This is a genomic window from Bradyrhizobium sp. 170 (assembly GCF_023101085.1).
In the GTDB taxonomy this organism is placed as follows: Bacteria; Pseudomonadota; Alphaproteobacteria; order Rhizobiales; family Xanthobacteraceae; genus Bradyrhizobium.
The window spans coordinates 8,095,104-8,109,833 of sequence record NZ_CP064703.1 but is presented as its reverse complement, the minus strand read 5'-3'; the positions used below and the strand labels follow the sequence as shown (position 1 = coordinate 8,109,833).

Below are 14,730 nucleotides of genomic sequence, written 5' to 3'. Positions count from 1 at the left end.
CGGGGCCCCTAACTGTTCAGCAGTTTCAGCGTCGCCTCATGCACGCGGGCGTCGCCGGCGGCGACGATGCGGCCGCCGCTCTGGGCGGGCTTGCCTTCCCAGTTGGTGACGACGCCGCCGGCGCCCGTAACGATCGGGATCAATGCCGCGATGTCATAGGGCTTTAGTTCGGTCTCGACCACGAGGTCGAGATGGCCTGCCGCCAGCATGCAGTAGGAATAGCAGTCGCCGCCATAGCGCGACAGCTTTACCGAACTCTCGACCCGGCTGAAGATCTCGCGATCGGCGGCGTTCATCAGCAGGGGGCTGGTGGTGAACGAGGTCGCTTCCTTCAGGGACGTGCAGCGGCGCACCGTCAGCCGCCGCTCGCCGGATGGTCCGGAATACTGCGCCGAACCGCTATCGCCGGAAAAGCGCTCGCCGATATAGGGCTGGTGCATCATGCCGAACACCGGCGTGCCCTTGTGCAACAGCGCGATCAGGGTGCCCCAGATCGGAAATCCCGCGATGAAGGATTTGGTGCCGTCGATCGGATCCAGCACCCAGACATATTCGGCGTCCTCGCGCTCGTTGCCGAACTCCTCGCCGACGATGCCGTGCTGGGGAAAATTGGCCTTGATCAGGCGGCGCATCACCGCTTCGGCGGCGCGGTCGGCCTCGGTGACCGGATCGAAATCGCTCGCGCTCTTGTTGTCGATGGAGAGCGAGGTCCGGAAGAACGGCAGGATGGTTTCGCCGGACGCAGTCGCGAGGCGCCCGATGAAGGCTGTGAAATCGATGACCGTCACGGCTGTCCCTTACCGCACTGGAGGAAGAATACTGCCTCTTGCCTAGCCCAATCCGCACCGTCGCGCACCGCCAACGGCGCGTTATTCCCATTCGTATTGCGAGCTGGCTTTCGAATCGGCTTTCGAGAAGGCTTCGTTTAAGCGTGGATTTTTGGTTAGCCCTGCCATCACGAAGTTGCGAGTTTTGGCATACCAGCACTGCAGTGGGACCGGGGCTTGGCCGGGTATCCCATTCAAGTCATTGATTTAACTTGTATAAACGCCGTGCATCGATGGTGTTGCCGATCCGCCAGCCTGTTCCACTTTGGACCGGAACTAAGCCAAAAACCCTTGCGTTTTGTGCAGCGCGGCCGCATATTGTTGCGGTGCGGTAGGGCCTCGCCCTATCGCTGCCCTCCTTGGGCGTTTCCTCCCTAGACTTGGGCCGCTTGTTCATTCAAGCGGCCCTTTTTTCTTTGGGCGCTTTGTCATTCCGGATTTCTTTCTTCGTCATTCCGGGGCGCGCCACTTGGCGCGAGCCCGGAATCCATCGGGCCACACGCGCGGGCAGTTAAATGGATTCCGGGCTCGCGCTTCGCGCGCCCCGGAATGACGAAGCAGAATCTACTCCGCCGCTGCCTGGAACGGTCCGAGATCCCCGAGCGGCACCTGGGCCAGCGCGTCGGCGAGCGCGACGAAATCGGCGGCCACTTGCGCAAAGCGCGGGCTGCGCTCGCGCCGCCGCTCGTCCATATAGATCGCCCGGTTGAGCTCAAGCTGCACGGTGTGCAGTCCGCTCGCCGGGTTGCCGTAATGCTCGGTGATGAAGCCGCCGGCGTAGGGCTTGTTGCGGCCGATCGAATAGCCGAGCCCGCTCATGATTTCCTCAACGACATCGGGCAAAAGGCTCGCGCAACTGGTGCCGTAGCGGTCGCCGATCACGATATCGGGCCGCCGCGGCTCGTCGCGCGACACGCCGACCGACGGCATCGAATGGCAATCCACCAGGATCACGGTTCCGAATGCCTGATGGGCCTTGTTGATCAGCCGCCGCAGCGCCCGGTGATACGGCTTGTAGAGCGCCTCGATCCGCCCCAGCGCGTCGTCGACCGAAAGCCGCTCGCGATAGATTTCCTGCCCGTCCCCGACCACGCGCGGGATGGTGCCGAGGCCGCCGGCCACCCGCATCGAGCGGGTATTGGCGAAGCTCGGCAGGCGCCCGGTGAACATCCGCGGATCGAGCTCATAGGGCTCGCGGTTCACGTCGACATAGGAGCGGGGGAAATTGACCCGCACCGTCGGAAAGCCTTGTTCGCTCAGGCCTCCGATCAACTCGTCCATGAACGAATCCTCGGAGCGGCGCAGCGCGGCGAGGTCGATCCGGGAGGCGTTGAGAAATTCGAGCGGATAGACCGAGCCGGAATGGGGCGAGTTGAAGATGATCGGCGCCCGCCAATGCGCCGGCTCCACGATCTCGAACGGGGGCGACAGCTCGCCATCAAACTGGGTCATCGTGGGGCGCCGTCCCTTGAATGTCCGCATTCCCTTCGGCCCGATCGCGATCATGCGACCGATTCTGCCGAAGGGCAGGGTTTGTAAGGATGTATTGTCCGTAATCGTAATCATTCTGCCAAGCGAAAAAAACCGCCGAACTACTGGAAGGTGTCGCAAACGCCCGAAAAGCGCCGCCTTGATCGATCTTGGTACATTCCGCTGCAGAAACAGCGCCGCTCGCCGCCAAGAAGCCGTTACCTTTTAACTGAAATTTACCCTCTGTCGGGCTTAGTGGGCGGAACGATCCTCCAAGCCGGAAGCGACGACCGACCGCCATGCACAAGATCCTGCTCGCCGAAGACGACAACGACATGCGCCGCTTCCTGGTCAAGGCGCTGGAAAACGCGGGGTTTCAGGTCTCCTCGCATGACAACGGCATGTCGGCCTATCAGCGGCTGCGCGAGGAGCCGTTCGAGATGCTGCTGACCGATATCGTGATGCCGGAAATGGACGGCATCGAACTGGCGCGCCGCGCCTCGGAACTCGACCCCGACATCAAGATCATGTTCATCACCGGTTTTGCCGCCGTCGCCCTGAATTCCGATTCGGAAGCGCCCAAGAACGCCAAGGTGCTCGCCAAGCCGGTTCACCTCCGCGAACTGGTCAGCGAAGTGAACAAGATGCTGGCGGCCTGATTCGGCGTCAATTTCGCTCGAAATCACTCCAGAAATTACGTCCAAGCATCCTTGCGGGGGCGCTTTGGAGCCGATATACGGACCCCACCCAATACGAATAAAGCTGGAGCGGGATGATCGGTCATCCCATTCCGGGGCGCGTAGCTCAGCGGGAGAGCACTACCTTGACATGGTAGGGGTCACAGGTTCGATCCCTGTCGCGCCCACCAGCCTTCGCTTGCTTCGCAAGCTACGGCTCGGCAAGCCACACCGAACTCTATCGTAGCGAAGCAAGCGAAGGCTGCCGCGGCGTAGCCCGAAGGGCGAAGCCGGGCTCCATCCGTAATGCTCATTCGCGAGCTACGGCCCGGCAAGCGACGAGAACTCAGCCACCACAACGTGATCCCGCCAACCTCACGCCGGCAGCCCCGCCTTGAGCAGCCCGGCCTCGTGTCGCGCGCGATCCGCCTCCTGCTTGTAGTGCTGGGTGGTGAGATACGTCGCCACCGAGAAACCCGGTTCGAGCTTCACGACCTCTGCGGCATGTGCGGCGGCCGCAACGCCGTTACCCATTTGTGCGAACGTCGCTGCGAGGAAGGCGTGATGCGTGTAGTCGGGCCGCGTGATCCGCGCGAAAGCTTCAGCGGCTTCCGCGAATTTCTCGGCGCAGTAGCAGGCGCGACCCAGGTGATTCCAGAAGCGTTCCGGGTGGTACGGATTGAGGCGCATCGCCTTCCTGATCCAGTCGATCCCCTCTTCCGGCCGCCCCAGCCAGGTCAGAAACTCGCCCTGCTGCACCACGACGATATCGTAGTTGGGATTGAGCGCGAGTGCCCGCTCCTGATGGTAGGCGGCCCTGTCATGATCGTCGCGCGTCAGGTTCACCGCGGCCAGGATGCGGTGTACGTCGCTGTCGTTGTCATCGAGCGCCAGCGCGATCTGCAATTCGTCAGCCACCTGCTGAAAGGTGGCGTCGCGATCCGCGCACCATCCATAGACCCAGGTCTGTCCCAGCACGCAGGCCTTCCAGGCATGCGCGTGTGCGTAATTTGGGTCGAGCGCGATGGCGCGGTCGAGGAGAGACTGCGCCTCCGCATTGTCTTCCCGTCGCGAGCGGTGGTGCAGCACTTTGGCGGCGAGCACGCATTCATAGGCCGCCATGTTGTCGGTTCGCTGGCGCTTCGCGCGTTCCTGCGTGGCGGCCTCGACGCGGCCAGGAAGCGTGCTGACGATCGCGCCGGTCACCTCGTCCTGGATCGCGAAGATATCCTCGAGCTTGCGGTCATAGCGTTCGGCCCAGACGTGCCGGTCGGTTTGCGCATCGATCAGCTGCACGGTGACGCGAACGCGATCGCCGACCTTGCGCACGCTGCCTTCGAGGACATATTCAACGCCGAGCTCGCGCGCGACCTCCTGCACCTTTACGGCTTTGCCCTTGTGCACGAAGGTCGAGTTGCGCGAGATGACGAGCAGGTCGCGGAAGCGCGACAGCTCGGTGATGATGTCCTCGGTGAGGCCGTCGGCAAAGAATTCCTGCTCCGGATCGCCGCTCATGTTGACCAGCGGCAGCACGGCGATGGATGGCTTTCTGGTAACTGACGTCGCCGAAGCCTCCTTGCTACTTTCGAGCGCTGCGATCGTGGCTGACTCGAGCCGCACCCGGAAGACATGGATCGGGCGGGTGATATTCTTGACGCTCTGCTCGCCGAGATCCTCGAATGCGATCTCGTCCAGCCGATCACCGACTTGATCGCGCACCGCGCCCGAGATGCAGATGCCACCCGGTTCGGCGAGCGCCTCGAGGCGCGCCGCGACGTTGACGCCGTCGCCGAAAATATCGTTCTCCTCGACGATCACGTCGCCGAGGTTGATGCCGATGCGGAACTGGATCCACCGCGCCGGCGACACATCGGCATTGCGCCGCGCCATCCGGCGCTGGACTTCGGCTGCGCACGTCACCGCGTCTACGACGCTGTGGAACTCCACCAGCATGCCGTCGCCGGTCGTTTTGATGATGCGGCCGCGGTTCTTGGCAATGGAGGGATCGATGAGCTCAAGGCGATGGGTCTTGAGGCGTGCAAGCGTCCCCGCCTCGTCAACCTCCATTAGCCGGCTATAGCCGACCATGTCGGCGGCAAGGACCGCAGCGAGTCTTCGCTCGGGTCCGGGCGCTTCCATTTTCCGCCTCTCCAGCAAGCAGTCTAGCAGATTTGTTGCATGGGCCAAGGATGCATCCGGGATGCAAGTGTGCATCCGGACGCAAGTATGCATCCGGGATGACGGCAGCCGCAGTTCAATCTCAAGCAGCAGGAAGATGGGTCCTGCAATTACGCCGGATCTGGCAGGGCGAGTAGAACGGCGAGAACCGAAGGTGACTTGAGCACCGCGAACTTCTCTCGCGCGCTGAGAAAGCCCGCCGCCTCCTCGAAGGTTTCAGCATCTTCGATTTTCGCGCGTGCAATCGCGAGCTGCGGATCGACCTCGCCGCGCTTTCGTGGCCGCTGCCCGGAAGGATTGTTCAAATGCGCTTCGAGCAGACCGGCATCGCTGCGCAATTCGTACAGCGGGCAGGTGAGCGGCGAATGCGGCGCGCTGGCCAGTTCATTGGCCCTTGTCAGTACCGATGGCGGCGCGGTCTGCTCCGGGGTTTTGAACAATCCGGACCTGCGGTTCGGGCCCGGCGATGACGACAATATTGCGATCGGAATGGAAAGCAGCAGGCCGAGGATTACCGGCGTCATCCAGAGCAGCAATGGCAGCGAGACGGCATAGGCGGCCACCGCCATGGCGACCCCGACCAACGTCGGCACCGCATAGGTGTTGACCGTGTCACGGTGCGAGACCGCGCCATCGTCCCGGCGCTGAACCTGCCATCCGGCGTCGCGCCCGAACAGGATTTCCCCGACGGCGGACGACTGGAAGATCATCATGACAGGCGCGGTCAGGCCCGAAAGGATGGTCTCGGCGATGATGCCGGTCAACACCTGCAGACCGCCGCCGAATTTTCTCCGCGTGTCGGCGTCGGTCAGCAGTACGGCGAAGGCGAGCAGCTTCGGCGCGATCAGCATGCCCATCGTGCCTGCGAACACCCAGGCCGCCAGGACCGGATCCTGTGCCGGCCATTGCGGGAACAGCGAATATCCCTTCGGGAAATATTCGGGCCGGACGAATTGCGCCTGCAGCGAAACCAGAATGCCGAATACGAGAAAAATCAGCCAGAGCGGCGCGGTGAGGTACGATCCAATTCCCGTCAGCAGATGAAGCCGAGATACCCAGTGAAAGCCGCGGGTCGGCAGCAGCGCCAGATGCTGCAGATTGCCCTGGCACCAGCGACGGTCGCGGGCGGCGAAATCCGATAGCGTCGGCGGAGATTCCTCGTAGCTGCCGCGAAGCGTCGGCGCCATGTGGATCGCCCAGCCACCCCGTCGCATCAACGCCGCCTCGATGAAGTCGTGGCTCATAATATGCCCGCCGAACGGCTTGCGTCCCCTGAGTTCGGGCAGCCCCGCATATTGCGCAAAGGCACGCACGCGAATGATGGCGTTGTGCCCCCAGTAATTGCCTTCGGAGCCGTGCCACCACGCGATCCCCGCGGCCAGCATCGGGCCGTACAGCCGCCCAGCGAATTGCTGCCAGCGCGCGAACAGCGATCCCGCATTGACGATAACGGGCAGCGTCTGAATCAGCGCGGCCTTCGGGTGCGTCTCCATGGCAGCTACGAGGCGAACGACGCTGTCGCCGGTCATCAGACTATCGGCGTCCAGGATCAGCATGCACTCATAATTGGAGCCGAACCGCCTGACCCATTCCTCGATATTGCCCGACTTGCGCGCGGTGTTCTCGGGGCGGTGGCGATAGAAGATCGCGGCCACGCTGCCGACGTCCTGTCGCAGCTTGAGAAAGCATTTTTCCTCGGCGATCCAGGTCGCGGGATCGGTGGAGTCGCTTAGCACGAACCAGTCGAACCGCGCGCCGTGTCCGGTCTCCTGGACCGATTCATAAGTTGCGCGCAATCTCGCGAGGACACGATGGGGGTCCTCGTTGTAGGTCGGCAGCAGCATCGCCGTGCGGCCGTGGATCGCGGGCAAGGGAGCCCTGGGATCGATGCCGAGTTCGTCCTTTTTCCTGGCTAGCAGGACGAAGAAACCGGCCAGCGCCGACATGAAGGAGAAGGCGATCCATGCAAACAGCAGCACGAACAAGACCAGGATGATCGACTCCAGGACCGTGACACCGCCGACCTGAAGCACCCGGTACATCTCGTAACAGCCCGCCGCGGTCAGGATCGCGGTGCCGGTCAGCACCAAGCCGCGCCGGAACCACAGCGGCGCAAAGTCGGGCGCCGATGGCGGCTCGAATCGCCGCAACGCCTGTACCGCCATATCCGTTGGCGATTCCCGAGGAAGGAAATCGTTCAGCGGAATATCGGCAGCGCCGGTCGTTCCGCCGGTTTTCGCTAAGGTGTCCATCGATAGACCCAGACCTCCGATACCGGCTCATTGTCCTGCATGAGCGATGCGCGGATTTCGACGGGGGTCTTTTCCTTCAACAGCTCGAAGCTGAATCGCCAGCCGCCGGTCGCCGGATTTGGCTGGGTGACGATGTTCTGGATTTTCGCCTTCTCGGCCGTTACAACACCGCGCAGGATTTTCGGATCGACCGATTTCAGCCGCTCGCCGGTCACGTCGAGTACGAAGATCGTGGCGTTGTCGCCTCGCGCGCCGATGCCGGTTCGGGAAAATCGCGCGAGCGAGGTGGACTTCGGCGCATCCGGTCCCCAGTGCAAACGATAGGTGTAAGTGTGCTCGCCCTTGGCGGCCAAGGCAGCCTTGGGAAGCCAGAACGAGGCAATGTTGTCGTGAATCTCTTCCTTGGTGGGGATTTCGAGCAGCTTCACCGCGCCTTCGCCCCAATTGCCGATCGGCTCCGCCCACAGGCTCGGCCGACGCTCGAAATTCGATTCCAGATCCTGGTAGGCGGCAAAATCCTTCTGACGCTGCATCAGGCCGAAGCCGCGCGGGTTGAGATCGGAAAACGAAGAGACCTGCAGATCCCTCGGATTATGCAGTGGCCGCCAAAGTTCCTCGCCGCGGCCATTGAAGATCGCAAGCCCATCCGAATCGTGGACCGAGGGGCGGAAGTCCTCGACGTCCTTGCGGTCGTTCGGTCCGAAGAAGAACATGCTGGTCATCGGTGAGAGGCCGGCGTGGTCCAGATCCACGCGCGGATAGATCGCCATTTCAACATCGAACACGGTGGTGTCGCCGGGCCGAATGGTGAAACGATAGGCCGCCGCGGCGCTCTCGCTGTCGAGCAGCGCATGCACGACGATGGAATTTGCGCCTGATGCCGGCTTCTCGATCCAGAACGTCTTGAAGAACGGAAATTCTTCGCCCTTGGCTTCGCCGGTGTTGATCGACAGGCCGCGTGCCGAGAGTCCGTATAGTTGTCCCTTGGCCACTGCGCGGAAGTAGCTCGCGCCGAGAAACACGCAGACCTCGTCATAATAGTCGGGCTTGTTGATCGGCGCATGCAGCCGAAAGCCGGCAAAGCCGAGGTCTACGGCCGGGCCCGGCGGCGGCGTATCGCCGAACGAAAACAGCTCGGGCTGGTAGGCAATTTTTGATGCCTGGCCGTTCTTCACCTCGAAGATATCGACCCTGTTCTTGTAGAAGAACCCGCGATGGAAGAATTGCGCCTCGAAGGGAAGTTTTTCGCCGCGCCAGAGCGCGCGCTCGGGCAAGAACCGGATCGCCCGATAATGGTCGTAGTCGATGTTAGCGAGATTGTCGGGCAGCTTCTCGCTCGGAGCCTTGTACGGCTTGCTTGCGAGTTCGCGCGCTATTTGCCGCACAATGGATCGGTCGAACGGCGCCGGCTGGGCACGGGCGGGGGACAAAAGCCCCGGCGCCACCCCGGATACCAATGGCAACGCTGAAGCAGCGAGGAAATCTCTACGATTCACGAAACAACCTCGCGATTACGAACATCGACCCTCGGCAACGCAGTGCACGCGCGGTGGTTCCTCACTTCGGAACTGATTGCCGTTTTTTCCCGATTGCCTAAAATCCGGTCACGGGCCGGGTTACCCTCGCAGCGTGTGGCTTATGCGTGTGACCACGCTGTCCCACTGGCGCTTCTCCGTGGCGGGATAATTGATCAGCACGCAGTTCATGGTGCCGTTGCCGCGGTTGCAGCGGTTGTACCAGATCCGGTCCTTGCGAATGCTGGACACGACAAAGAAATCAGATGTGATCCGTTGGTAGATGATGCCGGCAGGCGGGCGTTGCTTGGCCAGGAACGTGGCGGGCGAATCGTTCTCAGGATTGGGAACGGACTGCACCGTCAGGTCGGCGCGGCGGTCTTCGGTGAAAAACCGTCGCCCGGTTCCTCCCTCGGGCGGCCCGGCGTCGCTGGTGAAGATCGAGACCGGCATGTCGACGCTGGTGCCGGTGCTCGGGATTACATATCGCCGCCATTCCGTGTCGCCGGCAAAGGCGAGCGGCGGAAGGAAGACCAACAGGACGAGAGCAGCAGACAGGCGCGGCGCACGCATTGAACGATCTCCGGTTCGATTCGAGACAATCGAATCGATCTATGTTCGTTCCAGCTCCAGACATTTCTAGGGCGCAGTTTTTTCGCTGATATGCTTGCCTGCGATATATCCGAACGTCAGCGCAGGGCCGAGCGTAATGCCGGCGCCGGGATAGTTGCCGCCCATGATGCTCGCCATGTCGTTGCCGGCGGCATAAAGGCCTGCGATCGGCTGGCCGTGTTCGTCCAGCGCACGCGCATGTTCGTCGGTCCTGATGCCGGCATAGGTGCCGAGATCGCCGATCACCAGCTTGATCGCGTAAAACGGCCCGTCCTTGATCGGCGCAACGCAGGGGTTGGGCCCGTGCAGCGCATCGCCCTGGTAGCGGTTATAGGCGCGCGAGCCCTTGCCGAAGGCGGGATCGCGGCCTTCCGCGGCTGAGACGTTGAACTCGGCGATCGTGGACTCGAGCCCTTGCCGGTCGATGCCGGTGCAGTCGGCGAGTTCGGCCAGCGTGCTTCCGCGCTTGAGATAGCCGGTCGCGAGATGATGGCGCAGCGGCATCGGAAACGGCGGCACGCATCCAAGGCCATATTTTCGCAAGGCGCGGTGATCGCACACGAGATACGCCGTGATCTCCTCGCCGGGTTTGGCCGCCTTCACCATCGCCTGCACGAAGTCATGGTACGAATTGCCTTCATTGGCAAAACGCCTGCCGTCGCGCATCACGGCGATGACGCCGGGTTTGGCGCGGTCGATGAAATGCGGCATCACGCCCTTGCTGCCGTCCTTGCGCTCGGTGATCGAGACCGGCACCCAGGCCGCGGCATTCGGCAAATTGTCCTCGATGCGTCCACCCGCGGCCTCCGCCAATCGCAAGCCGTCACCAGTGTTGCCGGCAGGACCCGGCGAGAAATGCTCGGCGCCGCTGGGCGCGTGCGGGAACATCGCCTTGCGTCTTGCAACGTCGTGCGGGAAGCCGCCGCAGGCCAGCACGACGCCGCGCTTGGCATGGACGCGGATCAGCTTTCCATGGCGTTCGACGACCGCGCCGCGCACCGCGCCGTCCTCGACGACCAGTTCGTGCACCGGTGATGACAGCCACAGCGGTATCTTCAGGTCGAACGCCGATTTGGCGAGGCGGCCCGCGAGCGCATTGCCGTTGGTCAGCGTCATGCCGCGGCCGTTGCGCATGACGTCGATGGCATGCTTCGACAGGCGCTTCGCGACATAGATCGCCGAGGTCAGCGATTTGGTCACGCGCATGAAGTGGACGATGTCCTTGCCCGATCCCAGCATCATGCCGAACACCGTGAGTTCGGGCAGGGGACTGCCGAGAGTCTTGACGTGCTCGCCCAGTTCGCGGCCGTCGAACGGCCGCGTCACCATTGAGCGGCCGCCCTGCGCGCCGCCGGGTGCTTCCGCATGATAATCCGGAAAGGTCAGCGGCATGTCGAAGCGCACCGCCGTCTTGCTGATGAAAAAATCCACCGCTTCGGGGCCGGCGGCGAGAAACGCATCGACGCGTGCGGCGTCAAAGCTGTTGCCGGCCTCATGCCGCAGATAGGTCCGCGCCTGGTCGGGGCTCTCAGTGATACCCCAGTCGCGCGCCAGCGAGGTGCCGGGGATCCACAGCCAGCCGCCGGAGCGGGCGGTGGTGCCGCCAAAGCGCGGTTCCTTCTCGACGATCAGAACATTGAGGCCGTGATGCCCCGCGGTGACCGCTGCCGACATCCCCGCACAGCCCGAGCCGACCACCAGCACGTCGCATTCGTAAGTTTCTTGTTCGCTGCCCGCCACGCGCTCTGCCTCTGCCGTTGTTCGTTGGGCGGTCATTTGGATGGGGAAAGATTTGCCTGTCAATCGTGCCGCGATACGGTCGACGTCCCGGTCGACCTCTCTTGGGCAGGGCTATGCGGTGTTCGACCGGATAGATCGGCCATCGGCTGCGCGCTCCAGCGGGGAAACATAACCCCGACGCGCGCATGGCCAGAGATTGGTTTTAAGTGTTATCATCGCGACGGCATTGTCCCGTCGAGAGGTTAGGATTCAAAGCGGCCCGCACCTTTCTCAGGAGGTTCGACCATGACACGGCACCTTTTTTTCGCGATCACCCTCATAGGCACCGGAGTGCTCCTCAACTCACCGGCACAAGCACAGCAATGGGTGTGTGAGGATAGAGCCGCGAATTGCCTGGGCAGGTGTTTCGACAAGGCGGGAGGGGCAGGCGACTGGGGAGGCCATCAGAGCACATGCGTGCGCTGCGACCGGCAAGTGATCAGATGTTACATACGGCGGCACCGTAGCTAGCGATCCCAGTAACCGAAATACAGAGGCTGCGCCGCTCAATTGCCCGTCTCGAACGAGCAATTCGCGCCGCCGCCGGCCTTCTGCCTGATCTCGGCAGGGTCGAGCGTGCAGTTGAGCTTCGAGAGGCTTTCGAACACCGATCCGGCGGCGCCGTCGGGGGGAATGCCGGCCATGGCTTCGGTCGCGAAGATTTCGCTCGCTCGCCGTCCGGTGATGGTCTGCTTGGCGCCCTTGAAGGTCAGTTCGCAGGAGCGCGCGGTGATGTCGACATTGCTGACGCGGCAGACAATCTTGTCCGCGGTGACGGATATTTTCTTGGTGTAACGCACGCCGCTCTGTCCGACGAAGAACGCCGAGACGGCTTCCCGCTCATCCGCAGTCAGCAGCGGCGAATACAGCGCAACGACGCCGGCAAGCGCCAAGGCCGCCGGCCCGCTGGCCGTTGCCGGGGCAGCCGATGCGGTGGAAGCGCCGGCGGTAAGAAGCGAGACGGCGAGAATCGCCAGCCTGCCGGATTTCATTTTCATCTCCTTGGGTGATGCGCGCTCGCCCCTCCGTACCACAGAAGGCTTGCTTCGCCAGCGGCGAATATTTCGTGTCGCGAACGGTAGGCCTGATGCGGTGTGCAGTTCGGGCAGGGCGGCCCCCTCAGTAAAGCGCTTGTGCCGCCCTGCTATCGGCGGCACATTTGCAAGCGCGACATCAAGATCGCCGAGACGAAAACCCGAGGAAGCTCATGGCGGCCACGCGGATCGACTGCGATATTCATCCCGCGGTGGGCGGAACCCGCACGACGCTGCTGCCCTACCTCGACGACCACTGGAAAGAACAGGTGGTCAGCCGCGCCATCGACGGCCTCGATCTCAACTCCTATCCGCCCAACATGCCGTTCTCCGGCCGCACCGACTGGCGGCCCGCGAACGGCAAGCCGGGCAGCGAACTTGCGATGGTGCAGCGCGGCGCGTTCGACCAGCTCGGTTCAAGTCATGCGATCTGCAACGTCGTCTACGGCGCGCAGGCGGTGTTCGATTCCTATATGGCGGCAGGCTTCTGCAAGGCCATCAACGACTGGATCGCCGCTGAATGGCTGGCAAAGGATCCGCGGCTGAGCGCCTCGATCGTGTTGCCCTTGCAGGCGCCTGATTTGGCGGTGGAGGAAATCGAGCGGCGCGCCGGCGACAACCGCTTCGTCTCCGTGCTGGTGCTGGCGCAGGGCGAGACCCTACTCGGACGGCGGCATTACTGGCCGGTGTGGCAGGCGGCCGCGAAGCACAAGCTCCCGGTCGCGATCCATGCCGGCAGCGCCTATCGCGGCGCGCCGAGTTCGATCGGCTGGCCGTCCTATCGTTACGAATATTATCTGGCGGAAGCGCAGGCGTTTCAGGCCCAGATATTGAGCCTGATCTATGAAGGCGTGTTCGGCAAATTCCCTGACCTCAAGGTCGTGCTGATGGAGTCAGGCGTGAGCTGGCTGCCGGCCTTCATGTGGCGCGCCAACAAGACCTGGCGCGGCGTGCGCGTCGAGGTGCCGTGGGTCAAGCGCGAGCCGGCCTCGATCATTCGTGATCATGTCCGCGTCACCATGCAGCCGTTCGACAGTCCGCCGGATGCCGCAGGCGTCGCGGATGTGATCGAGCAGATCGGCTCCGACAAGATGTTCCTGTTCGCGTCGGACTATCCGCACTGGCAGTTCGACGGCGACGATCCGTTGCCGCCGCATCTGCCGGCGAGCATTGTCTCGCGCATGTGCGCCGACAACCCGTTAGAGACTTTTCCGCGGCTGAAGCTCGCGGCATAGAATTCGAACACCTAAGGAGGATCGCATGAGTGACGTCATCGACCGCCCCATCCTCGCAGAGGAAGAAGCCGCCAAAAGCCGGTTGCGCATCATCGATTGCGACGTGCATCCGAGCATCCATGCGCACACCGACCTCGATCAGTTCCTGCCAAAACGCTGGCAGCAGCATTTGCGCACCTATGGCAGCCATCTGCGCACGCCCTATATCGGCACCACGCCATACCCGCGTTCCTCGCCGCTGATTGCGCGGCGCGATGCCTGGCCGCCGACCGGCGGGCCGCCCGGTTCGGATCTCGATTTCATGCGCAAGCAGCATCTCGATCCGCTCGATGTCGAGTACGGCATTTTGCAGGTGCTCGATCTCTTCATCTTCTCGCAGCAGAACCTCGAATTCGGCGCCGCGATCCAGCGCGCCATCAACGACTGGCAGCTCGCCTTCTGGTCCGATCGCGATCCGCGGCTGAAGGCCTCGATCCTCGCCGGCCAGGACGATACGCAGTTCGCGATCGCCGAGATCGAGCGCTGCGCAAAAATCGGCCGCTATGTGCAGATCAACGTCTGCCCGCGCGCCAACGAGCCGCTCGGCCGCCGCCGCTACTGGCCGATCTACGCACGCGCGCAAGAACTCGGCCTGCCGCTCGGTATTCACGTCGGCGGCTATGGCGGCCATGCGCCGACCGGCGGCGGCTGGCCGTCTTATTATGTCGAGGAACACCAGAGCAACGCGCACACCATGGCGGCGCAGCTTACGAGCCTCGTGCTCGAAGGCGTCCCCGAACGCTTCCCTGACCTCAAGATCGTCTTCATCGAAGGAGGCTTCGGCTGGATCCCGTCGGCCACCTGGCGGATGGACCGGCACTTTGATGCGTTCCGCAGCGAGGTGCCGCATCTCAAGCGCCGGCCGTCGGAATATGTGAAGCAGCATTTCTGGTTCACGACGCAGCCGATCGACGAGCCCGATGAAGCAAAACATCTGCGCTCGCTGATCGAGTGGGTCGGCGCCGATCGCCTGCTGTTTTCGTCGGATTATCCGCACTGGGATTTCGACGATCCGCGCTTTGCCTTCAAGACGCCGCTCACCGAGGCCGAGCGCCGAAAGATCTTCAACGGCAATGCGCGTGCGCTCTACAAGCTCTGAGCGACGACAGGGAT

Annotated in this window: 12 protein-coding genes and 1 tRNA gene; 4 read left to right on the top strand and 9 right to left on the bottom strand. The window is 62.9% G+C overall.

The window, feature by feature from the left end; genetic code table 11:
* Positions 1-8: 8 nt before the first annotated feature.
* From hisN to IVB05_RS38200, 3 genes are all read right to left on the bottom strand, one after another.
* Positions 9-788: a histidinol-phosphatase gene (gene hisN, locus IVB05_RS38210; protein WP_247781256.1), complete on the bottom strand. Its 780-nt coding sequence runs from the start codon at positions 786-788 to the stop codon at positions 9-11.
* Between the two features lie 603 nt (positions 789-1,391).
* A complete protein-coding gene (locus tag IVB05_RS38205) occupies positions 1,392-2,279 on the bottom strand; it encodes an N-formylglutamate amidohydrolase (protein WP_247781255.1) in 888 nt (295 codons plus the stop codon).
* Positions 2,266-2,598, bottom strand: a complete 333-nt coding sequence (locus IVB05_RS38200) for a hypothetical protein (protein ID WP_247781254.1) — start codon at positions 2,596-2,598, stop codon at positions 2,266-2,268. Before IVB05_RS38200 ends, IVB05_RS38205 begins: the two co-directional genes overlap by 14 nt.
* Here IVB05_RS38200 and IVB05_RS38195 point away from each other — a divergent pair.
* Complete coding sequence (locus IVB05_RS38195) at positions 2,597-2,956, top strand: response regulator (RefSeq protein WP_212417990.1); 360 nt, start codon at positions 2,597-2,599, stop codon at positions 2,954-2,956. The genes IVB05_RS38200 and IVB05_RS38195 overlap by 2 nt on opposite strands.
* Positions 2,957-3,090: 134 nt before the next feature.
* Positions 3,091-3,165, top strand: a tRNA-Val gene (locus tag IVB05_RS38190).
* Between the two features lie 184 nt (positions 3,166-3,349).
* On the opposite strand, the gene IVB05_RS38185 is transcribed toward IVB05_RS38190, so the two are convergent.
* The 6 genes from IVB05_RS38185 to IVB05_RS38160 form a co-directional block, all read right to left on the bottom strand.
* Positions 3,350-5,113, bottom strand: a complete 1,764-nt coding sequence (locus IVB05_RS38185) for an adenylate/guanylate cyclase domain-containing protein (protein ID WP_247781253.1) — start codon at positions 5,111-5,113, stop codon at positions 3,350-3,352.
* A 149-nt stretch (positions 5,114-5,262) separates the two neighbouring features.
* Entirely contained in the window at positions 5,263-7,404 is a 2,142-nt protein-coding gene (mdoH, locus tag IVB05_RS38180; RefSeq protein ID WP_247781252.1) for a glucans biosynthesis glucosyltransferase MdoH, read from the bottom strand.
* Positions 7,392-8,900 (bottom strand): glucan biosynthesis protein G, encoded by a 1,509-nt coding sequence (locus IVB05_RS38175; protein WP_247781251.1) that lies wholly within the window; start codon positions 8,898-8,900, stop codon positions 7,392-7,394. Before IVB05_RS38175 ends, mdoH begins: the two co-directional genes overlap by 13 nt.
* Positions 8,901-9,020: 120 nt before the next feature.
* The gene (locus IVB05_RS38170; protein ID WP_247781250.1) at positions 9,021-9,491 is read right to left on the bottom strand and encodes a hypothetical protein; all 471 of its coding nucleotides are present in this window, start codon (positions 9,489-9,491) and stop codon (positions 9,021-9,023) included.
* Between the two features lie 66 nt (positions 9,492-9,557).
* On the bottom strand, positions 9,558-11,270 hold the full coding sequence (locus tag IVB05_RS38165) for an FAD-dependent oxidoreductase (RefSeq protein ID WP_256472875.1): 1,713 nt from the start codon (positions 11,268-11,270) through the stop codon (positions 9,558-9,560).
* 545 nt (positions 11,271-11,815) lie between these two features.
* Positions 11,816-12,301, bottom strand: coding sequence for a hypothetical protein (locus tag IVB05_RS38160; RefSeq protein ID WP_247781249.1), 486 nt, complete (start codon positions 12,299-12,301; stop codon positions 11,816-11,818).
* A 215-nt stretch (positions 12,302-12,516) separates the two neighbouring features.
* Between IVB05_RS38160 and IVB05_RS38155 the strand changes: the two genes are divergently transcribed.
* Positions 12,517-13,578, top strand: coding sequence for an amidohydrolase family protein (locus IVB05_RS38155; RefSeq protein ID WP_247781248.1), 1,062 nt, complete (start codon positions 12,517-12,519; stop codon positions 13,576-13,578).
* A 25-nt stretch (positions 13,579-13,603) separates the two neighbouring features.
* On the top strand, positions 13,604-14,716 hold the full coding sequence (locus tag IVB05_RS38150) for an amidohydrolase family protein (protein ID WP_247781247.1): 1,113 nt from the start codon (positions 13,604-13,606) through the stop codon (positions 14,714-14,716).
* The last annotated feature ends 14 nt before the right edge of the window (positions 14,717-14,730 follow it).

Coding starts and splice junctions, on each gene's coding strand:
- IVB05_RS38150 (WP_247781247.1), top strand. CDS start 13,604: ATGAGTGACGTCATCGACCGCCCCATCCTCGCAGAGGAAGAAGCCGCC.
- IVB05_RS38205 (WP_247781255.1), bottom strand. CDS start 2,279: ATGACCCAGTTTGATGGCGAGCTGTCGCCCCCGTTCGAGATCGTGGAG.
- IVB05_RS38170 (WP_247781250.1), bottom strand. CDS start 9,491: ATGCGTGCGCCGCGCCTGTCTGCTGCTCTCGTCCTGTTGGTCTTCCTT.
- IVB05_RS38200 (WP_247781254.1), bottom strand. CDS start 2,598: ATGGCGGTCGGTCGTCGCTTCCGGCTTGGAGGATCGTTCCGCCCACTA.
- IVB05_RS38155 (WP_247781248.1), top strand. CDS start 12,517: ATGGCGGCCACGCGGATCGACTGCGATATTCATCCCGCGGTGGGCGGA.
- mdoH (WP_247781252.1), bottom strand. CDS start 7,404: ATGGACACCTTAGCGAAAACCGGCGGAACGACCGGCGCTGCCGATATT.
- IVB05_RS38160 (WP_247781249.1), bottom strand. CDS start 12,301: ATGAAATCCGGCAGGCTGGCGATTCTCGCCGTCTCGCTTCTTACCGCC.
- IVB05_RS38185 (WP_247781253.1), bottom strand. CDS start 5,113: ATGGAAGCGCCCGGACCCGAGCGAAGACTCGCTGCGGTCCTTGCCGCC.
- IVB05_RS38195 (WP_212417990.1), top strand. CDS start 2,597: ATGCACAAGATCCTGCTCGCCGAAGACGACAACGACATGCGCCGCTTC.